At 58.2% G+C, this 15,499-nt stretch carries 15 protein-coding genes; 8 read left to right on the forward strand and 7 right to left on the reverse strand.

Features of this window, described 5'->3' with window-relative positions:
* Window position 1 precedes the first annotated feature (1 nt).
* Window positions 2–745 carry a spermidine synthase gene (locus MDHKLMBL_RS06565; protein WP_104270407.1) on the reverse strand — a complete coding sequence of 248 codons (744 nt, stop codon included), beginning with the start codon at window positions 743–745 and terminating at the stop codon, window positions 2–4.
* Between the two features lie 6 nt (window positions 746–751).
* Entirely contained in the window at window positions 752–1,084 is a 333-nt protein-coding gene (locus tag MDHKLMBL_RS06570) for an ankyrin repeat domain-containing protein (protein ID WP_008176856.1), read from the reverse strand.
* Between the two features lie 114 nt (window positions 1,085–1,198).
* Between MDHKLMBL_RS06570 and MDHKLMBL_RS06575 the strand changes: the two genes are divergently transcribed.
* From MDHKLMBL_RS06575 to MDHKLMBL_RS06585, 3 genes are all read left to right on the forward strand, one after another.
* Window positions 1,199–1,822 (forward strand): YbhB/YbcL family Raf kinase inhibitor-like protein, encoded by a 624-nt coding sequence (locus tag MDHKLMBL_RS06575; protein WP_008176858.1) that lies wholly within the window; start codon window positions 1,199–1,201, stop codon window positions 1,820–1,822.
* Window positions 1,823–1,999: 177 nt separating this feature from the next.
* Window positions 2,000–2,851 carry a UDP-2,3-diacylglucosamine diphosphatase gene (locus MDHKLMBL_RS06580; RefSeq protein WP_104270408.1) on the forward strand — a complete coding sequence of 284 codons (852 nt, stop codon included), beginning with the start codon at window positions 2,000–2,002 and terminating at the stop codon, window positions 2,849–2,851.
* A gap of 147 nt (window positions 2,852–2,998) precedes the next feature.
* Window positions 2,999–4,711 carry an ABC transporter permease gene (locus tag MDHKLMBL_RS06585; protein ID WP_104270409.1) on the forward strand — a complete coding sequence of 571 codons (1,713 nt, stop codon included), beginning with the start codon at window positions 2,999–3,001 and terminating at the stop codon, window positions 4,709–4,711.
* Between the two features lie 7 nt (window positions 4,712–4,718).
* Here MDHKLMBL_RS06585 and MDHKLMBL_RS06590 read toward each other — a convergent pair whose 3' ends face one another.
* Window positions 4,719–5,834, reverse strand: a complete 1,116-nt coding sequence (locus tag MDHKLMBL_RS06590) for an ABC transporter ATP-binding protein (RefSeq protein WP_008176865.1) — start codon at window positions 5,832–5,834, stop codon at window positions 4,719–4,721.
* Between the two features lie 193 nt (window positions 5,835–6,027).
* On the opposite strand from MDHKLMBL_RS06590, the gene MDHKLMBL_RS06595 reads away from it, so the two are divergent.
* Window positions 6,028–7,050: a Fe(3+) ABC transporter substrate-binding protein gene (locus MDHKLMBL_RS06595; RefSeq protein WP_008176867.1), complete on the forward strand. Its 1,023-nt coding sequence runs from the start codon at window positions 6,028–6,030 to the stop codon at window positions 7,048–7,050.
* A gap of 143 nt (window positions 7,051–7,193) precedes the next feature.
* Window positions 7,194–7,886: a TVP38/TMEM64 family protein gene (locus MDHKLMBL_RS06600; protein WP_104270410.1), complete on the forward strand. Its 693-nt coding sequence runs from the start codon at window positions 7,194–7,196 to the stop codon at window positions 7,884–7,886.
* A gap of 16 nt (window positions 7,887–7,902) precedes the next feature.
* On the opposite strand, the gene MDHKLMBL_RS06605 is transcribed toward MDHKLMBL_RS06600, so the two are convergent.
* The 4 genes from MDHKLMBL_RS06605 to MDHKLMBL_RS06620 are packed head-to-tail and all read right to left on the reverse strand — an operon-like array spanning window position 7,903 to window position 10,303.
* Window positions 7,903–9,075 (reverse strand): ADP-ribosylglycohydrolase family protein, encoded by a 1,173-nt coding sequence (locus tag MDHKLMBL_RS06605; protein ID WP_008176872.1) that lies wholly within the window; start codon window positions 9,073–9,075, stop codon window positions 7,903–7,905.
* A 42-nt stretch (window positions 9,076–9,117) separates the two neighbouring features.
* The gene (locus MDHKLMBL_RS06610; protein ID WP_008176874.1) at window positions 9,118–9,429 is read right to left on the reverse strand and encodes an EthD family reductase; all 312 of its coding nucleotides are present in this window, start codon (window positions 9,427–9,429) and stop codon (window positions 9,118–9,120) included.
* Window positions 9,426–9,692, reverse strand: coding sequence for a zf-HC2 domain-containing protein (locus MDHKLMBL_RS06615; protein ID WP_008176876.1), 267 nt, complete (start codon window positions 9,690–9,692; stop codon window positions 9,426–9,428). Before MDHKLMBL_RS06615 ends, MDHKLMBL_RS06610 begins: the two co-directional genes overlap by 4 nt.
* The gene (locus tag MDHKLMBL_RS06620; RefSeq protein ID WP_008176878.1) at window positions 9,686–10,303 is read right to left on the reverse strand and encodes an RNA polymerase sigma factor; all 618 of its coding nucleotides are present in this window, start codon (window positions 10,301–10,303) and stop codon (window positions 9,686–9,688) included. Before MDHKLMBL_RS06620 ends, MDHKLMBL_RS06615 begins: the two co-directional genes overlap by 7 nt.
* Before the next feature lie 253 nt (window positions 10,304–10,556).
* On the opposite strand from MDHKLMBL_RS06620, the gene MDHKLMBL_RS06625 reads away from it, so the two are divergent.
* The 3 genes from MDHKLMBL_RS06625 to MDHKLMBL_RS06635 all read left to right on the forward strand — a co-directional run bounded on the left by MDHKLMBL_RS06625 (window position 10,557) and on the right by MDHKLMBL_RS06635 (window position 15,495).
* Window positions 10,557–12,746: a dihydrolipoyl dehydrogenase family protein gene (locus tag MDHKLMBL_RS06625; protein WP_008176880.1), complete on the forward strand. Its 2,190-nt coding sequence runs from the start codon at window positions 10,557–10,559 to the stop codon at window positions 12,744–12,746.
* Entirely contained in the window at window positions 12,733–13,704 is a 972-nt protein-coding gene (locus MDHKLMBL_RS06630) for a radical SAM protein (protein ID WP_104270411.1), read from the forward strand. Before MDHKLMBL_RS06625 ends, MDHKLMBL_RS06630 begins: the two co-directional genes overlap by 14 nt.
* Before the next feature lie 387 nt (window positions 13,705–14,091).
* The gene (locus MDHKLMBL_RS06635) at window positions 14,092–15,495 is read left to right on the forward strand and encodes a sodium:solute symporter family transporter (RefSeq protein ID WP_014578974.1); all 1,404 of its coding nucleotides are present in this window, start codon (window positions 14,092–14,094) and stop codon (window positions 15,493–15,495) included.
* The last annotated feature ends 4 nt before the right edge of the window (window positions 15,496–15,499 follow it).

Below are 15,499 nucleotides of genomic sequence, written 5' to 3' on the forward strand. Positions count from 1 at the left end.
CTCACTCCATCCGGCTGACTTTCGCCATCAATCGACGCCAGTCTATTGGTAGCCGGTTCTCCAGTTCCTCCAGCACCGGGTCCTTCGGGTGCACAGACTGGAAGTGCTGTTTGCTGGCATAAACCACGGTGTTGTTACTTTTGCTTCGAAAGCCAAGAAGCACCGCAAAGTGCCTCTTGAGCCGCCGGAAGTAAGCCCCCTGGACATCCGGGGTCCGGTGGTAATTCAGCACCAGCCAGCCGTCCGCCGTGAGCACCCGGGTGCACTCATCCACAAACTGTTTCTGGGCCTGTGCAGGGCTCATCCGGTCTGCGTTGTACAGATCGGCCAGAATCATATCCGTGCTCGCCTCAGGCAGCTTTTCCAGGGCATCCCGGGCATCGGCAATGGTTACCTCAAGGCGCTCACTGCCGGGCAGATCAAAAAATTCCCTGGCAGTGTCCAGTACCGCCTGGCGCAGTTCGACGGCGTGTATCCGACACTCGGGATAAAGATGGTGAAAAGCGCCCGCCATCACGCCGCCGCCCAGACCCAGAATGGTGACGTGGCGAGGGTTGGCAAAGACCGCCGGCAGCATCATGGCCCGGTTGTACTCATGGACTGGCAGATAGGGAAATCGGCGATCAATCTTGCTTTGCTCGAACACCGAATTGAAGGTAAGCACCCGGTGTTTGCGGTAATCGACCACCAGAATGCTGCCCAGGGCATCCCGGGTGTGGTGGATAATCTCGCCTTTGTTGAACATGCCGGCTTACCGGCCGGATTCTTCGAACAGGCGCTTTACGCTGTCGGTTTTTGCCAGCGACAGAGCGGTATTGCCGTTGCTGTCCTTCGCTTCGCGATCGGCGCCTTTTTCCAGCAGCAGGCGTACCGTTTCCGGGTGGCCGTGCTTGCTGGCGAGGATCAGCAGGGTCTCGCCCTCGCTGGTGCGCATGTTCACCGGGACGCCGGCATCAAGCATCACGCTCAGAGGTCCGGCACCGCCGTTGCGGGCCAGTTCGAAAATACCCTGGGCGAAGGCAACCGCATCCTCGTCTTTCTGGTTCGCGGGTTGTTGCGGCTTGCCGGGCTTCTGTTGGCTCATCGGGGCTCCGTGGTCAGTTCAATCGATTTTGTGTTAAAAACGTATTATCACAGAATGAGACTGTCCCAGACACAGTCAATGAGCCCAAGGCTAAAAACGACAGGAGGCAACGCCGTGAAACTGCAGGTTGAAGGCATCGAAGAAGGCCAGCCGATTCCCGAGAAATTCGCATTCGGGGTATACAGCGAAGATGACCACATGAGCTTCGGTCCCAACCGGAACCCCGAAGTTGTCTGGGACGGTGCGCCCGAGGGCACGAAAAGCTTCGTGGTGATGATGTTTGATCCGGACGTGCCCAGCGTTGCGGATGATGTAAACCAGGAAGGCAAGACGGTTTCCAGGGACATCCCGAGGGTCGATTTTTTCCACTGGCTGCTGGTGGATGTGCCTGCCGGCACCACCCGGATTCCGGAAGGCGAAGACAGCGATGGCGTGATTCCCAAGGGCAAGGAGCCGGGGCCCGGTCCCATCGGTATCCGCGGCGTGAACAATTACACCCAGTTCCTGGCGGGCAATCCCGACATGAACGGCACCTACGCCGGGTACGATGGTCCCTGTCCGCCCTGGAACGATGAGATCATCCATCACTACCACTTCGAGGTGCATGCACTGGATGTGGATACCCTTGCCCTGGATGGCGAGTTCGATGGTAACGATGTGCGCGAAGCCATGGCAGGCCACGTACTGGCCAGCGCCCGGGTGACGGGTACCTACACCCTGAATCCGGACCTGCGCTAACGGATTCAGACACCGAGCAGTGATATTCCGGTAACCCAATCGGTTACCGGATAGCCATCGTTCCCTCCCCCTGATTCCTTTCTGAACGTCACAGAAGTGTCTTGTTGTTGTCATGTCCCCGTCACCCGGTCTTGCCAAGGTGTCAGCATCCGGAATGGTTGAAAGACGGGAGGCAAGATGCGGAGCTACCGGAGCGTTTTCATTTCCGATGTGCACCTGGGCACGGCTGACTGCCAGGCCGAGTATCTGCTGGATTTCCTGAACCAGGTCCGCTGCGAAACTCTGTATCTGGTGGGCGATATCATCGACCTGATTGCGATGCAGCGACGGGTTCACTTCCCGGATTCCCATCGGGCCGTCATTCACAAACTCATTGAGCTGGCTGCCAGTGGAACGCGGGTGGTCTATGTGCCCGGTAACCACGACGATTTCCTGGGCCGGTTCTGCGGCCAGACCATTGCCGGTATTGAGCTGCGCTACAAGGCCATACACACCACCGCAGATGGTCGACGCTTCATGGTCTGCCACGGCGACCAGTTTGACCAGGTGGTGCGTTGCAGCCCGCTGATGCTTCTGGTCGGTGACCGTGCCCACGGTATCTTGCTCCGCCTGAACCGCTGGTTCAACGCCTGGCGCCGGCTCAAGGGCAAGCCTTACTGGTCGCTGGCAGCCTGGGTAAAGAGCAGAATCGGCAAGGCGCGCACGTTCATCCGGCGGTTTGAACTGGCGGCGCTGACGGTCGCGGAAAAGGGCAACTACGACGGTTTTATCTGCGGCCACATCCACTCCGCCGGCTTCCTGCGCAGCGAAGATGGTCTTTACTGCAATGACGGCGATTGGGTAGAACACTGCACGGCGCTGGTGGAGCAGGAGAACGGCACACTGGAGCTGCTGCATTGGTCGGAAAACCCCAATGTTCTGGCCAGAGAGCCTGACGCCCCGCATCCGGATGTTTGCGGAGACGCCCGGCCGGTGATTGATGCCCTGCCCACAGCGTTCGTGGAGCAGGTCAACCGGCTCGTCAGCTGAGCAGAGGTGTGCGGCGACCTCGGTCGCCCACCCTGGCACTCGCTCAGGCCGATCGAGGCTTCAATATCCCTCCTTCAGGGTGGCTATTTTTCATAACGCCATCGTATCCCTTATACTCCGTGTCCCTACCAGCCCTTCATAGGCTTTATGGCTGAACATACGACATCACAGACAAGCGGTTTTGCTGGCGCTGGCCCCGGAACCGGCGCCGCCAGTCATCGCGCGCGTCGTTTCAATGCCTGGACGGTCAGCACCCTCGTGATCGCCCTGCTGGTTGCGATGCCAGTGCTGGTCATCCTTGCCCATGTGTTTTTCCCGTCCGGTGAAGTCTGGCAACACCTTGTCAGCACGGTTCTTGGAAGATACCTCAGTAACACCGTGGTGCTCAGTGTCTCTGTGGCTGTAGGAACCACCCTGATTGGCACTGCCTGCGCCTGGCTGGTGGTTATGTGCCGGTTTCCCGGCAGGCGGCTGTTCGAGTGGGCCCTTCTGCTGCCGCTGGCGGTGCCAACCTACGTTATTGCCTATGCTTACACGGATTTCCTGCAGTTTGCGGGGCCACTACAAAGCGCCTTGCGCGACTGGTTCGGCTGGGAGTTTGGCGACTATTACTTTCCGGATATCCGGTCCCTGGGCGGTGCTGCCCTGCTGATTACCATGGTGCTCTACCCCTACGTGTACCTGCTTGCCCGGGCGTCGTTCATGGAGCAGTCGGTAAGTGCACTTGATGTTGGCCGCACTCTGGGCCTGGGGCCATGGCGTATGTTCAAACGCATTGCTCTGCCGCTGTCCCGTCCTGGGATCATCGGCGGCGTTTCGCTGGTCCTGATGGAAACACTGAACGAGTTCGGGGCAGTCCAGTTCTTTGGCGTCGATACCTTCACCACCGGAATCTACCGGACCTGGTTTGGCCTGGGTGAGCCGGTTGCAGCGGCTCAGCTCGCAGCCTGCCTGCTGGTGTTCGTGGTTCTTGTTGTTGTTCTGGAACGCGTTTCCCGCGGTGGCAAGCAATACCATACCTCGGCACGGTACCAGGCATTGCCCGAGTATTCGCTGAATTCAGGTCAGGCTGCGCTCGCCTTTGCAGTGTGTTTCCTGCCTGTTCTTATTGGTTTTATTGTTCCGGCCCTGATTCTGCTGGAAATGGCGATTACGACCGGCGACAGCCTTTTCGGGACGCGTTTTCTGGAATTCGCGTTCAACAGTCTGATACTCGCCTCAAGCGCGGCGCTGGTTGCCGTTACGCTTGCTGTAATGCTGAGTTACGGCGCACGGCTGAATCCCAGCTCCTGGGTCCGGAGTGCGAACCGGATTGCGGCCATGGGCTATGCCATCCCAGGGTCTGTCATTGCCGTGGGCATCATGATTCCGCTGGCCTGGCTGGATCAGAAGCTCAATCTCTTTCTTCGTGACAACTTTGGTTTCATGGTGGGTCTGGTACTCAGTGGCAGCGCTTTTGTCCTGATCTACGCCTACACGGTGAGATTCCTGGCCGTCTCCTTCAATACGGTTGAGGCCAGTCTGGGGAAGGTTACGCCCTCAATGGACGCAGCTGCGCGAACCCTCGGTCAAACCGCCGGTGGTACCTTGCGCAAGGTTCATACGCCGATCATGCGCAGTAGCCTGCTGGCGGCCGGTATACTGGTGTTTGTGGACGTGATGAAGGAGTTGCCGGCGACCATCATACTCCGGCCGTTCAACTTCGATACCCTGGCGGTCCGTGCCTACAGCCTGGCCTCTGACGAGCGATTGGCCGAGTCGGCCATGTCCTCCCTCGCCATTGTTGTGGTCGGGATCATTCCCGTGGTCATTCTGAGCCTGGCGATGCGTCGGTCCCGCCCGGGAAGTAAAACGGGGTAGCCACGGTTTACTCGGCGAACAGAAAAACCTGCGACATATCCAGCTCAAGCGAGACAGCCTGTCCCTCTTCCGGCAGAAACACCCCGGGCACTTTTGCATGCAGGTGCATTTCCTGCCCGTCCGGCCCGTGAGCACAAATATGCAACAGACTGGTCGGGCCGAGCAGTCGGGACATCAGAACATGGCTGGTGCGGTCATCACCGGCCTGTCCTTCAAGTTGCCTGACTTTGACCGCCTCCGGACGGATCAGAATTCTAGCGCTGCTGCCGTCCTCAAAACCTTTAGCTTCCAGGTGGCCCAATGGCGTTGTCACCACGCCGTTGTGGACAACGCCGCGATGTTCGTTCACCTGCCCGAAAAAGTTGACCACGAACGGCTCGGCAGGATTGCAGTAAAGGTCTGTAGGAGTTCCCGTTTGCACGATCTCTCCGTCTCGCATCAGTGCGATCCGATCTGCCATGAACATGGCTTCCTCCGGGTCATGAGTAACCAGAAGAGTGGCCGTGTTCAGCTCTTTCAGCACATGCAGTGTATCGTCCCGAATCTGGTCGCGCAGCCGGGCGTCGAGGCTGGAGAATGGTTCGTCCAGCAGCATGACCCGTGGCGACGGAGCAAGGGCCCTGGCCAGGGCTACCCGCTGCTGCTGACCACCTGAGAGGGTATGTGGGTAAACATTGGCGGCATCGGCCATGCCCAGGCGCCCCAACAGTTCGAGTGCGCGCGTACGTTGCTGCTTTTTCGGCATGGAGCTGATGCCGAAGCAGACGTTCTCCAGCACCGTCAGATGGGGGAAGAGTGCAGATTCCTGGAATGCCAGGCCCACATTCCGCTTTTCCGGGGGTACCTGCACGCCACCGGGTGCCGAAACCAGGGAGCTGCCGAGAAAGACTTTGCCGCGGGACGGCGTCTGGAGGCCTGCAGCGATACGCAGCAGCGTTGTTTTGCCGCAGCCAGAAGGGCCGAGGAGGCAGACAACCTCGCCTGCTTCCAGATGCAGGTTGATGTCTTTGACAACGCTATCGCCATGGAATTGGCAATGCACGCGGTCAAGCATCAATGACGGGCCCGACAGGCCGTTCTCGAGTTGGTCGCTGTAGGTTGGGCTTTCCTGATAAATGCTCATGGTGCCGATCCAGCCTCCCGGTTCAAACTCCAGTGGAGGTGCAATTGTAAGCTTGTTGCGTCTGATTGTGTATTGAATACGTAAAAGCGACTGATTCCTATTTATTGACTTCTATTCCCGGGTTCGTTTAAATCGCATCTAAATACTAATCGTTTTCACCTGCAATAGTAATTAGCAACCAAGGAGAGATCCCGTGGTATCTCATAAAGCGAAGTTGGCAGCCGCTGCCCTGGCAACAACACTGGCAGCAACGAGTGTCTCCGCGAGTGAAGTCAACCTGTACTCTGCGCGGCACTACGATTCGGACCAGGCAATTTATAACGCCTTCACCGAGGAGACCGGCATCAAGGTCAACCTGATTGAGGGGAAGTCCGATGCGTTGATCCAGCGAATCCAGCGAGAAGGTGTCGCCAGCCCGGCCGATATCCTGATTACCGTTGACGCGGGTAACCTCTGGCGAGCCGACCAGGAAGGCATCTTCCAGCCGGTGGATTCGGAAGTTCTGAACAGCCGTCTGCCGGATTCCCTGCGTCATCCGGAAGGGCATTGGTTCGGCTTCAGTCAGCGTCTGCGCGTGATCTACTACGATCGTTCAGACTTTGATCCTTCCCGGATCAGTCAGTACGAGGACCTGGCCAAGCCGGAATTCAAGGGCGAGATCTGCATCCGGTCCTCCAGCAACATCTACAACCAGTCATTGCTGGCCAGCCTCGTTGAGTACCACGGCGAAGAAGGCGCTGAGGAGTGGGCGCAGGGCGTAGTCAATAACATGGCCCGTGATCCCCAGGGTGGCGACACCGATCAGATCCGTGCTGTGGCTGCCGGTGAATGCAACCTGGCGGTTGGCAACCATTACTACTACGCGCGCCTGCTGAACTCTGATGATGTTGCAGACCGTGAAGTGGCCCGGGAGGTTGGCATTATCTTCCCGAACCAGGATGGCCGTGGTGTTCACGCCAACATCGGTGGTGCGGGTGTGGTGGCTACCGCGCCTAACCGCGACAACGCTGTCCGGTTCCTGGAGTTCCTGTCCTCCGATACCGCCCAGCAGATCTTCGCTGAGAGCAATCACGAGTTCCCGGCGGTAGACGGTGTACTGAAGAATCCGGTGCTGGATTCCTGGGGCAACCTGAACATTGATGACATCAATGTGAGCGTACTGGGCACCAACAATCCGGAAGCGGTGAAGATCTTCGACCGTGTGGGCTGGCGTTAATCGAAGTATCACGAAATTGATCGCAGATTACGCTTGAGAGAGCGTGCCCAAGGGCCGGATGTTGGTAAGACATCCGGCCCTTTTTATTTTATCGAGGCACCGGCTGTGCTTCCTGTTACCTGATGAGCGGGTAGAATAGCCGGATGACCCGATCGCCGCTGGTTTTCCGTCTCTCCTTTCTTGCCATTGTCGCGTTTTTGATGGCCATGATCTGGCTTCTGCTGCGGCAACTGGGCATGCCTGCCAGCTTTGCACCAACGGTGCTGTCCGACTGGTTTGCCAGTCATGGGACTCTTGGGCCGGTATTACTGATGCTCCTGATGGTTCTTGCTGTCGTGGTCGGGCCAATACCCACGTTGCCGATCAGTGCGGCGTCCGGCCTGGTTTACGGAATGTTCAACGGAACGGCAATCGCGGTAGCCGGTGCACTGGCGGGTTCGCTGATTGCCTTTTATCTGGCGCGAGTGCTTGGTCGCGATGCTGTTCAGCAGAAGCTCGAAAACAACCCGGTATTCTCGGCCAGAGGGTCACAGCGGTTCCTGTTTATTGCAGTCCTCCTCACCCGGTTAATCCCGGTGTTCTCCTTCGCCCTGATCAGCTATGCCGCCGGAGTGACGGCGATACACCTTTGGCGTTACGCCTTGGCAACGGTTATTGGAATGTTACCCATGACCTTTGTGTTTGCCGGGTTGGGGCATACCCTCGAGCTTAACCCCACCCTGACCGTTATAGCGGCAGCTACGGTATTGCTGGTCATGAGCACGTTGCCCCTTTACCTGCGGCATCGCCCACATTCCCGTCTGGCTCGCTGGCTGCAGCTGGATGGAAGGGTCTGATGCCCGCTGCAGATTCTCAATTTCCCACAAGCGACTCGATATCCTGATAGACGGTCGCAGCATCCGTTACCCTGGCGAGCCAGCTCAGAGGAATGCCGTTCTCACCGCCAACACCGTGCATGGCGGCCATGGCCGGGCCAATCAGCCAGGCTCGACCGCAGGAGTCACCACCACAATGAATGTTGGCGCGGATGGCTTCGGTGTAGCTCCGGGCCGTGTTCAGAATGTGAAAGCTGACCGGCATGGCTTCCTGCAGGTAACAGGTGCGGCCAAACGTGTCACCGGCAGCAACGCCGTTCAGTTCCGAGCTCTCAAGTGCCCGTTTGAGGGACGCCTGATCGGGTGCTTCGTCGATGGCCGAATTCATTGCCTTGGCAAGAGGCTCGCCCCTGAATAGCCCGTCCAGAAGCACCGCTGCACACTTTGCCCAGGCAACGGCCTCGTCGTTGTGATTGGTAACCCGCACGGCTGCTTCAACAACGTCCAGGAGGTTTGTGCTTCCGCTATGGGCGGCAACGAGTGGCGGCAGCTTGGACACCGCAGGCAACTGCATGTCGTCGGCGCCACTCGCCGGTACCAGATTGCGGTCGATGGTTTCCGCCAGATGAACGCCGGCGTCCTGAATGGCCTTTTCCTTGTACGTCAGGCTGATGGCCTCCCGCACCGGCTGCGCAAGCGCGCTGCCGCTCAGACGGCGGGTGTAGGGCATGACCTTCTGCACCAGAATCCGCTTCTGTTTGTCGGAAAGATCATCCGGCATGCCGGACTGCGCCTCCTCGACCGCCTTGCGCTCGATCGCATTGAAATTCTCCAGCGTGATCCGTGTCGGGTTATCGATGAATCCCCGCCACTGGCCACCGGGCCCAAAGAACGAACGAAACCGGCGCTGGTAATCGCGGATGTCCAGATTGCCGTTGGTGGCCAGTAAGCTGTCGGTCAGCACGCCGGTGGCTGCGCCGTAGTGACTCACATCGCCAACCTGTTTCCCCTCGTGAGCGAAGTAACCGAATCCCTTTGTGTAGTACTCGGCTCGTGGAGGCAGGAATTCGGGCGACTGTCCACCCACCTCCAGAATGCGCTCGCTGTTGTAGAGCCAGTGCAAACCCAGGCTGGCTGCGTCTGCGACCCAGCCGCCTGCCAGAGCAGCGGTGATGGCGCCTTTTCTTTCGGGAGGGAGATTGCTGACCATGGGAGATCCTTGATGTCCGGTTTGTGAGTCCGACCTGAAGGATTATTCGATAACGTCGCTGATCTGGACCGTTGGCTGAACGTTGGTGAAGTTCGGGATGTCGCCAAGAATTTCCTTGGCATGGGGGCCGAAGGCGGTCTGGAAATCGGCAACAGAGTCAAAATACATGTGGCCCATGGCAATGTAAGTGGGGCCCTCTCCCGGGGCGCCGCCGGCCAACCCGGATTCGATGGCTGTGCGCTTGCAGGCATCGCCCAGCCTGTCGCGGACCAACGCCATGTGCGTGTCTCGGTAGTAGGCAAGGTCAAAGGTGCTTTCTGCGGTTTTCGGATACATCACACTGACTTTGATCATTTCGGGCCTCGGTTTGTGGAATCGCGGGGACCCTCTTTTAGCGCCTCGGCCACCCGTTCGTCAATCTTGCGGATAAGCTCCTCGTCTGCCTCGCCAGAGGAATGTGCTTTTAACATGTCGGTGCTTGCCCGCAGATTGCCGATAAAGGTCCGGCAGTCCTTGCACATCATCAGGTGCATTTTGACTGACATGTTCTGGAGAACAGGCAGCTCGCCATCAATATAGTCGCTGGCAATTACCGCGAGATCCCTGCACATCAGCATTCGCCGGTCTCCTGGAAATTCTCCACCATCAGAAAGATCTTTTGCCTCGCTCGATGCAAAAGAACACGAAGATTAGAGGCACTGACGTCAAGAATGTTACAGACGTCATCGGATTTATGCTGGTGGGCTTCGTAGAGCATCAGCGCCGAGCGCTGGGTTTCCGGAAGGGAGGAGAGGTGTTTGTCGAGGCAATCGCTGAGGGCGCCGTTCTCCATCAGGGTGTCGGCGGATTCATGGAATTGAAGTTTGGGTGGCAACTCCCAGCGTCCTTTGGCGTTAAAACGATGGGCCAGTTCTGGCTCCAGGATGTCCGAAAAGTCTGTTGGGACTTCCCTGTTGGCCGATCGAAGCTGATTCTTGCAACGGTTGGCAACAACCCGGTGCAACCAGGTTTTTAAACCTGAACGACCTTCAAAGCCATGGATCGCATCAATAACTTTAACCCAGCAATCCTGAACGGCTTCTTCTGCACTGGAATGATCCAGATAGAACCGGGCGACTGCTAACATGCCGGGGGTGTAGGCACGTACTGCTTCCTGAAAAGAGTCATTATCACCCGTTTTCAAGCCCTGAATCAGTTCTATCTCCTTTTCCCGACTTGAGTCAGTCATGACCGTTCCTTTTATGAGCAATTGTTCAAGAATAGCAGTAAGTTTGGAAATCGGTCGATAAGTTCCCGGCGTATTCGGTAGGCGGTGTAATCAAATTGTTAGATATTCATGAGCAATCGTTGACACAATGCGTTGCCGAACGACGTACAACAACGGTAAGCCGGTAACGAACACTGAGCCCAAGGTTTGATGTAACACTTCCGGGATTGGGGTGTCTCTTCGTTATCACGTTCAAGGTAGAAAGGATTATTTCATGACACTCAAGAAATGGATTCTGGTCGCGTTGATTGCGGCTGTGGTTGTCGGGTTTATTGCCAGTGGTGGTAGCGAGCTTCTGACTCTCGAGAACCTGAAGCAAAACCAACAGTCCCTCGGTAACTGGATCGATCATAATCTGTTGGTTGCGGTGCTGGGCTTCGTTGTTGTTTATGTCGTGGTAACAGCGCTTTCTCTGCCAGGCGCTACCATCATGACTCTGGCTGGTGGTGCGTTTTTCGGCAATCTCTACGGTCTGGCAGCCGTCTCCGTTGCTTCAACTATCGGTGCGTCGCTTGCTTTCCTGGTGGCGCGGTTCCTGATGCGAGACACGCTTCGAAAACGGTATGGCGAAACCGTGGCGAAGATGGATCGCGGCATTGAAAAAGACGGCGCCTTCTACCTTGCAACCCTGCGGCTTGTGCCGGTATTTCCCTTCTTCCTGATCAACCTGGCCATGGGCCTGACGGCCATGAAGCTGCGCACCTATGCGCTGGTAAGCTGGATCGCCATGTTGCCCGGCACCTTTGTTTATGTGAATGCGGGTACCCAGTTGGGCCAGATCCAGTCCACCGGCGACATCGTCTCGGCCGATCTACTGCTCTCCTTCGCGCTGCTGGGTCTGTTCCCGCTGATTGCCAAATTTGTGGTGGGCTTTATCCGCCGCCGCAAAGTGTACGCCGGCTGGCAGAAGCCCGAACATTTCGATTACAACCTTCTGGTCATAGGCGGTGGCTCTGCCGGTCTGGTCTCGGCCTACATTGCCGCAGCCGTGAAAGCCAAGGTGGCTCTTATAGAGAAGCACAAGATGGGTGGCGACTGCCTGAATACCGGCTGCGTGCCCTCCAAAGCGCTTATCCGCAGCGCCAAGGCGGCGGACACCCTGCGCCATGCCAACCGGTACGGGCTGGAATCGGTGCCCGTTAAAGGCTCGTTCAAGAACATCATGAACCGGGTCAAGGATGTGATCGCGAAAGTGGAGCCCCACGATTCGCCGGAGCGATACCGCAAGCTGGGTGTGGACTGCATTGCCGGCGAAGCCAGCTTCGTGTCGCCCTGGGAGCTAGAGGTCCGGCACAATGACGGCCGCACCGAACGCCTGACCGCCCGCAGCATTGTGGTGGCCACCGGCGGCAAGCCGGCGGTACCACCGATTCCCGGCCTGAAGGACATGGAGCCGCTAACCTCGGATAACCTGTGGGAACTGCAGGAGCAGCCCGAGCGCTTGCTGGTGTTGGGCGGTGGCCCGATCGGTTCGGAGCTGGCCCATGCCTTTGCCCGACTGGGCAGCAAGGTGACCCAGGTGGAGATGGGCGAGCGCTTGCTGGCCAAGGAAGATGAGGATGTCTCTGAACTGGTTCTGAAGCAGTTCCAGGCAGACGGCGTGGATGTCCGCCTGAAACATGCTGCTGCCGAGTTCCGTATGGAGGAAGGAGAGAAAGTTGCCTACTGCGAGCACGAGGGTGAGCGGGTGCGCATTCCTTTCGACCAGGTTCTGGTTGCTGTTGGCCGTGCAGCCAACACCGCCGGCCTGAACCTGGAGCGGATTGGTGTGGATACCCTGCCGAACGGAACCGTACCGGTAGAGGAAGACATGAGCCTGAGGTACCCGAACGTATTTGCCTGCGGCGATGTGGCTGGTCCATACCAGTTCACCCACGCGGCGGCCCATCAGGCCTGGTACGCGGCGGTCAACGGTCTGTTCGGGCAGTTCAAGCGCTTCAAGGTAGACTACCGCGTAATGCCCTGGGTGACCTTTACCTCGCCGGAAGTGGCGCGGGTGGGACTCAGTGAAGCCGAGGCAACCGCGCAGGGCGTGGCCTACGAAGTGACCCGCTACGGGCTGGATGATCTGGATCGTGCCATTGCCGAGAGTGAGGATCATGGTTTTATCAAGGTGCTGACCCCGCCGGGCAAGGACAAGATCCTGGGCGCCGTGGTGGTTGGCAGCCACGCCGGGGAAATCCTGGCCGAATTCACCCTGGCCATGAAGCATGGCCTGGGCCTGAACAAGATCCTGGGCACCATTCACCCGTACCCGACCTGGAACGAGTCGGCGAAATACGCTGCCGGCGAATGGAAGCGCGCTCATGCCCCTGAAGGCATTCTGAAGCTGCTGGAGAAACTGCACGGCTGGCGCCGTGGGAAAAACACGAATACACCGAGGAGCATCTATGCCCCTGACTGAAGCCAGACCGGCCCGGAAAAATCGAATTCCGGCCGTTGAAGTCCTGGAACCCCGGGCCCGTGATAGCTGGACCCACACTCGCAACGGCGACCCCCGGGGTTACATCGATGCAGACAAGCTCAAAGAGCTCTGGATCCACACCGGCACCGCCTGCAATCTGGCGTGTCCGTTTTGCCTGGAAGGTTCGCACCCCGGCGATGGCCGCATTCCGGGCATGAAGCTCAGTGACGTGAAGCCGTTTATCCACGAAGCCATCGACATGGGGGTGGAGCAGTTTTCCTTCACCGGTGGTGAGCCCTTCGTGATCCGGGACTTCGTCAATATTCTGAATTACGCCAGCCAGCACCGGCCCTGCTTCGTGCTGACCAACGCCACCGAGCCGCTGCACAAGCGACAGCATCAGGTGCTGCCTTTGCTGGATAACCCCTACCCGATTCATTTCCGGGTCAGCCTGGACTTCCCGGACAGGGCCCGTCACGACAAGGACCGCGGTGACGGCAGCTTTGATGAGGCCTTGCAGGGCATCCGCTGGCTGGTCGATCAGGGCTTCAAGGTGTCCATTGCCCGCCAGACCGATCCGGAGGAAATTCCGGCAGATGTCGAAGCCGCGTTCCGTGACATCTTCCGGGAGTGGGGCATTCCGGAGAACCTGGCATTCACCGCATTTCCGGATCTGGGTACGCCAGGCTCGGAAGACGGCAGCCCGGAGATTACCGAGACCTGCATGGAGAAGTATCCGACCAAGGAGGCTCGCTCTCATTTCATGTGCACCTATACCCGGATGCTGGTGAAGAAGGGCGATGAGGTTCGGGTGTATGCCTGCACTTTGGTGGACGATGACCCGCAGTATGAACTGGGGGGGACGCTGACCGAGAGTATGGATGAGCGCATTATGTTGCGGCATCACCGGTGTTTTTCCTGTTACCGCTTTGGGGCTAGTTGTTCGGCGCCGGCTTGATTCTGGTGTAGGGCCGCTCAGGACTGATTGCTGGTCATTGGCGGCCTGGGAGGTGACGTTATTTTCCCTTGGGAAAAACAACTCGCTTCGCTCAGACATCTTTTTCCTGGCGGGAAAATAACCTCACCACCCAGACCGCGGGTACGGCTTTGCTATTCGGTTGTTGGCTATCTCCTTCGCCGGGGAAACCAGAACGGAAGTTGAACAAGGGGCAGGCCGGTAGGGATTTCAAAAAATGTGGAGCGCCATGGACGGCGCGACCAAGCCCCCCATGGATGGGTTCACGGGCGTTTTTTTGAAATCCCTACCGGCCTGTCCCGAAAGGCACCCAAACCAGAAACCCGGGAAAAACCCCGGATTAAACGACAAAGAACAAGGTAAGAAAACATGAACTTCACAGAGGCCTCCCTGTTCTGGGGATTCCTGCTGGTCTACGGCGTGGTGATGTATTGGCTGTCGCCCAGGAGCAAGAACGCGAATTCTTTTTATAAAGGCGCCGATGACCAGGGTAACCCGGTGGGGCAGTGGTCGCTTACGGCCAGTATTTTTATCAGCTGGATCTTTGCCAAGTCGGTGACCAATGCGGCGAACCTGGGTGCGGCTTATGGCGTGGTGGGCGGTCTGGCCTATGCCAGTTACTGGCTGTCGATTCCTGTGGCGGGGTATGTGATTTACCTGATCCGAACCCAGACCGGGGCGCGGAGTCTGCAGGATTTTCTGACCTCCCGCTTTGGCCGGCTGGCCAGTCTGGCGTTTGCGGCGGCGATTCTGATCCGGCTTTATAACGAAGTCTGGAGTAATACGGCGGTGGTGGGCGGTTATTTCGGGTTGCCCGGTGAGTGGGAGTATTACGCGGCGGCGATGCTGTTTACGGTGTTTACTCTGGCCTACAGCCTGAAGGGTGGGCTGCGGTCTTCGATTTTCACCGATGTGATTCAGGCTTTCGTGTTTGTGTTCTTTGTGGGAGCGGTGCTGTTCCTGATCATTCCGGCCAACGATACCAGCGCCTTGCTGACCAATGGTGAGTTCCGGCTCAACGCCGGTTTTGACCTGCTGTTGGTGGCTTTGCTGCAGCTGTTCAGTTATCCGTTCCACGATCCGGTGCTGACCGACCGGGGCTTTGTGAACAAGGAAAAGACCATGCTGAAGAGCTTTGTGGTGGCCGGGCTACTGGGCTTCGTGGCGGTGTTTATCTTCAGTCTGGTGGGTGTTCACGCCCGTCTTAACGGCATTGAGGCCATGGGCAACGCGCCTGCTGCCGTGGGCCAGTCTCTGGGCCTGGCAGCGTTGTTCTTCATGAGCGTGGTCATGATGACGTCGGCGGGGTCCACCCTGGATTCCACTTTCACGTCGCTGGCCAAGTCGCTGGCGGTAGATCTGCCCAGGCTGGCGCAACGTGCCTCTGACAAGCTGCCGAGCATGCGGGTGGGTGCGGTCGTGATGGTGATCTTTGCCTTCCTGGGCAACCTGCCGATGTTCGCCGGCACCGATATCCTCAAGGCCACCACCATCTCCGGGACGATGGTCATGGGGCTGGCGCCGGTGTTCCTGTTCTACGGTTTCACCAAGTGGTCGCCGTGGAGTTTCCATCTGAGTTTCTGGACCGGCCTGGGGCTCGGGGTCTTGCTTGCGGTTGGGCTGATTCCAGCAAGCTGGGCCATTGGCGATGGCAAATACGCCATGTTGCTGGGCGTGAACGCCTATGGCTTCCTGATCTGCACGGCTGGCTTCTTTACGCCTTTAGTGCTTCGTCGTCTTGCCGGACGGTCACTGGCGGCGGGGGAGGCCTGAGCCG

This window comes from Marinobacter flavimaris, assembly GCF_002933295.1.
Classification (GTDB): Bacteria; Pseudomonadota; Gammaproteobacteria; order Pseudomonadales; family Oleiphilaceae; genus Marinobacter; species Marinobacter flavimaris.

Excerpts from the sequence above, each read along its gene's own strand:
- MDHKLMBL_RS06570 (WP_008176856.1), bottom strand. The coding sequence starts at position 1,084 with ATGAGCCAACAGAAGCCCGGCAAGCCGCAACAACCCGCGAACCAGAAA.
- MDHKLMBL_RS06585 (WP_104270409.1), top strand. The coding sequence starts at position 2,999 with ATGGCTGAACATACGACATCACAGACAAGCGGTTTTGCTGGCGCTGGC.
- MDHKLMBL_RS06610 (WP_008176874.1), bottom strand. The coding sequence starts at position 9,429 with ATGATCAAAGTCAGTGTGATGTATCCGAAAACCGCAGAAAGCACCTTT.
- MDHKLMBL_RS06635 (WP_014578974.1), top strand. The coding sequence starts at position 14,092 with ATGAACTTCACAGAGGCCTCCCTGTTCTGGGGATTCCTGCTGGTCTAC.
- MDHKLMBL_RS06625 (WP_008176880.1), top strand. The coding sequence starts at position 10,557 with ATGACACTCAAGAAATGGATTCTGGTCGCGTTGATTGCGGCTGTGGTT.
- MDHKLMBL_RS06630 (WP_104270411.1), top strand. The coding sequence starts at position 12,733 with ATGCCCCTGACTGAAGCCAGACCGGCCCGGAAAAATCGAATTCCGGCC.
- MDHKLMBL_RS06590 (WP_008176865.1), bottom strand. The coding sequence starts at position 5,834 with ATGAGCATTTATCAGGAAAGCCCAACCTACAGCGACCAACTCGAGAAC.
- MDHKLMBL_RS06600 (WP_104270410.1), top strand. The coding sequence starts at position 7,194 with ATGACCCGATCGCCGCTGGTTTTCCGTCTCTCCTTTCTTGCCATTGTC.
- MDHKLMBL_RS06605 (WP_008176872.1), bottom strand. The coding sequence starts at position 9,075 with ATGGTCAGCAATCTCCCTCCCGAAAGAAAAGGCGCCATCACCGCTGCT.
- MDHKLMBL_RS06580 (WP_104270408.1), top strand. The coding sequence starts at position 2,000 with ATGCGGAGCTACCGGAGCGTTTTCATTTCCGATGTGCACCTGGGCACG.
- MDHKLMBL_RS06620 (WP_008176878.1), bottom strand. The coding sequence starts at position 10,303 with ATGACTGACTCAAGTCGGGAAAAGGAGATAGAACTGATTCAGGGCTTG.
- MDHKLMBL_RS06565 (WP_104270407.1), bottom strand. The coding sequence starts at position 745 with ATGTTCAACAAAGGCGAGATTATCCACCACACCCGGGATGCCCTGGGC.
- MDHKLMBL_RS06615 (WP_008176876.1), bottom strand. The coding sequence starts at position 9,692 with ATGCTGATGTGCAGGGATCTCGCGGTAATTGCCAGCGACTATATTGAT.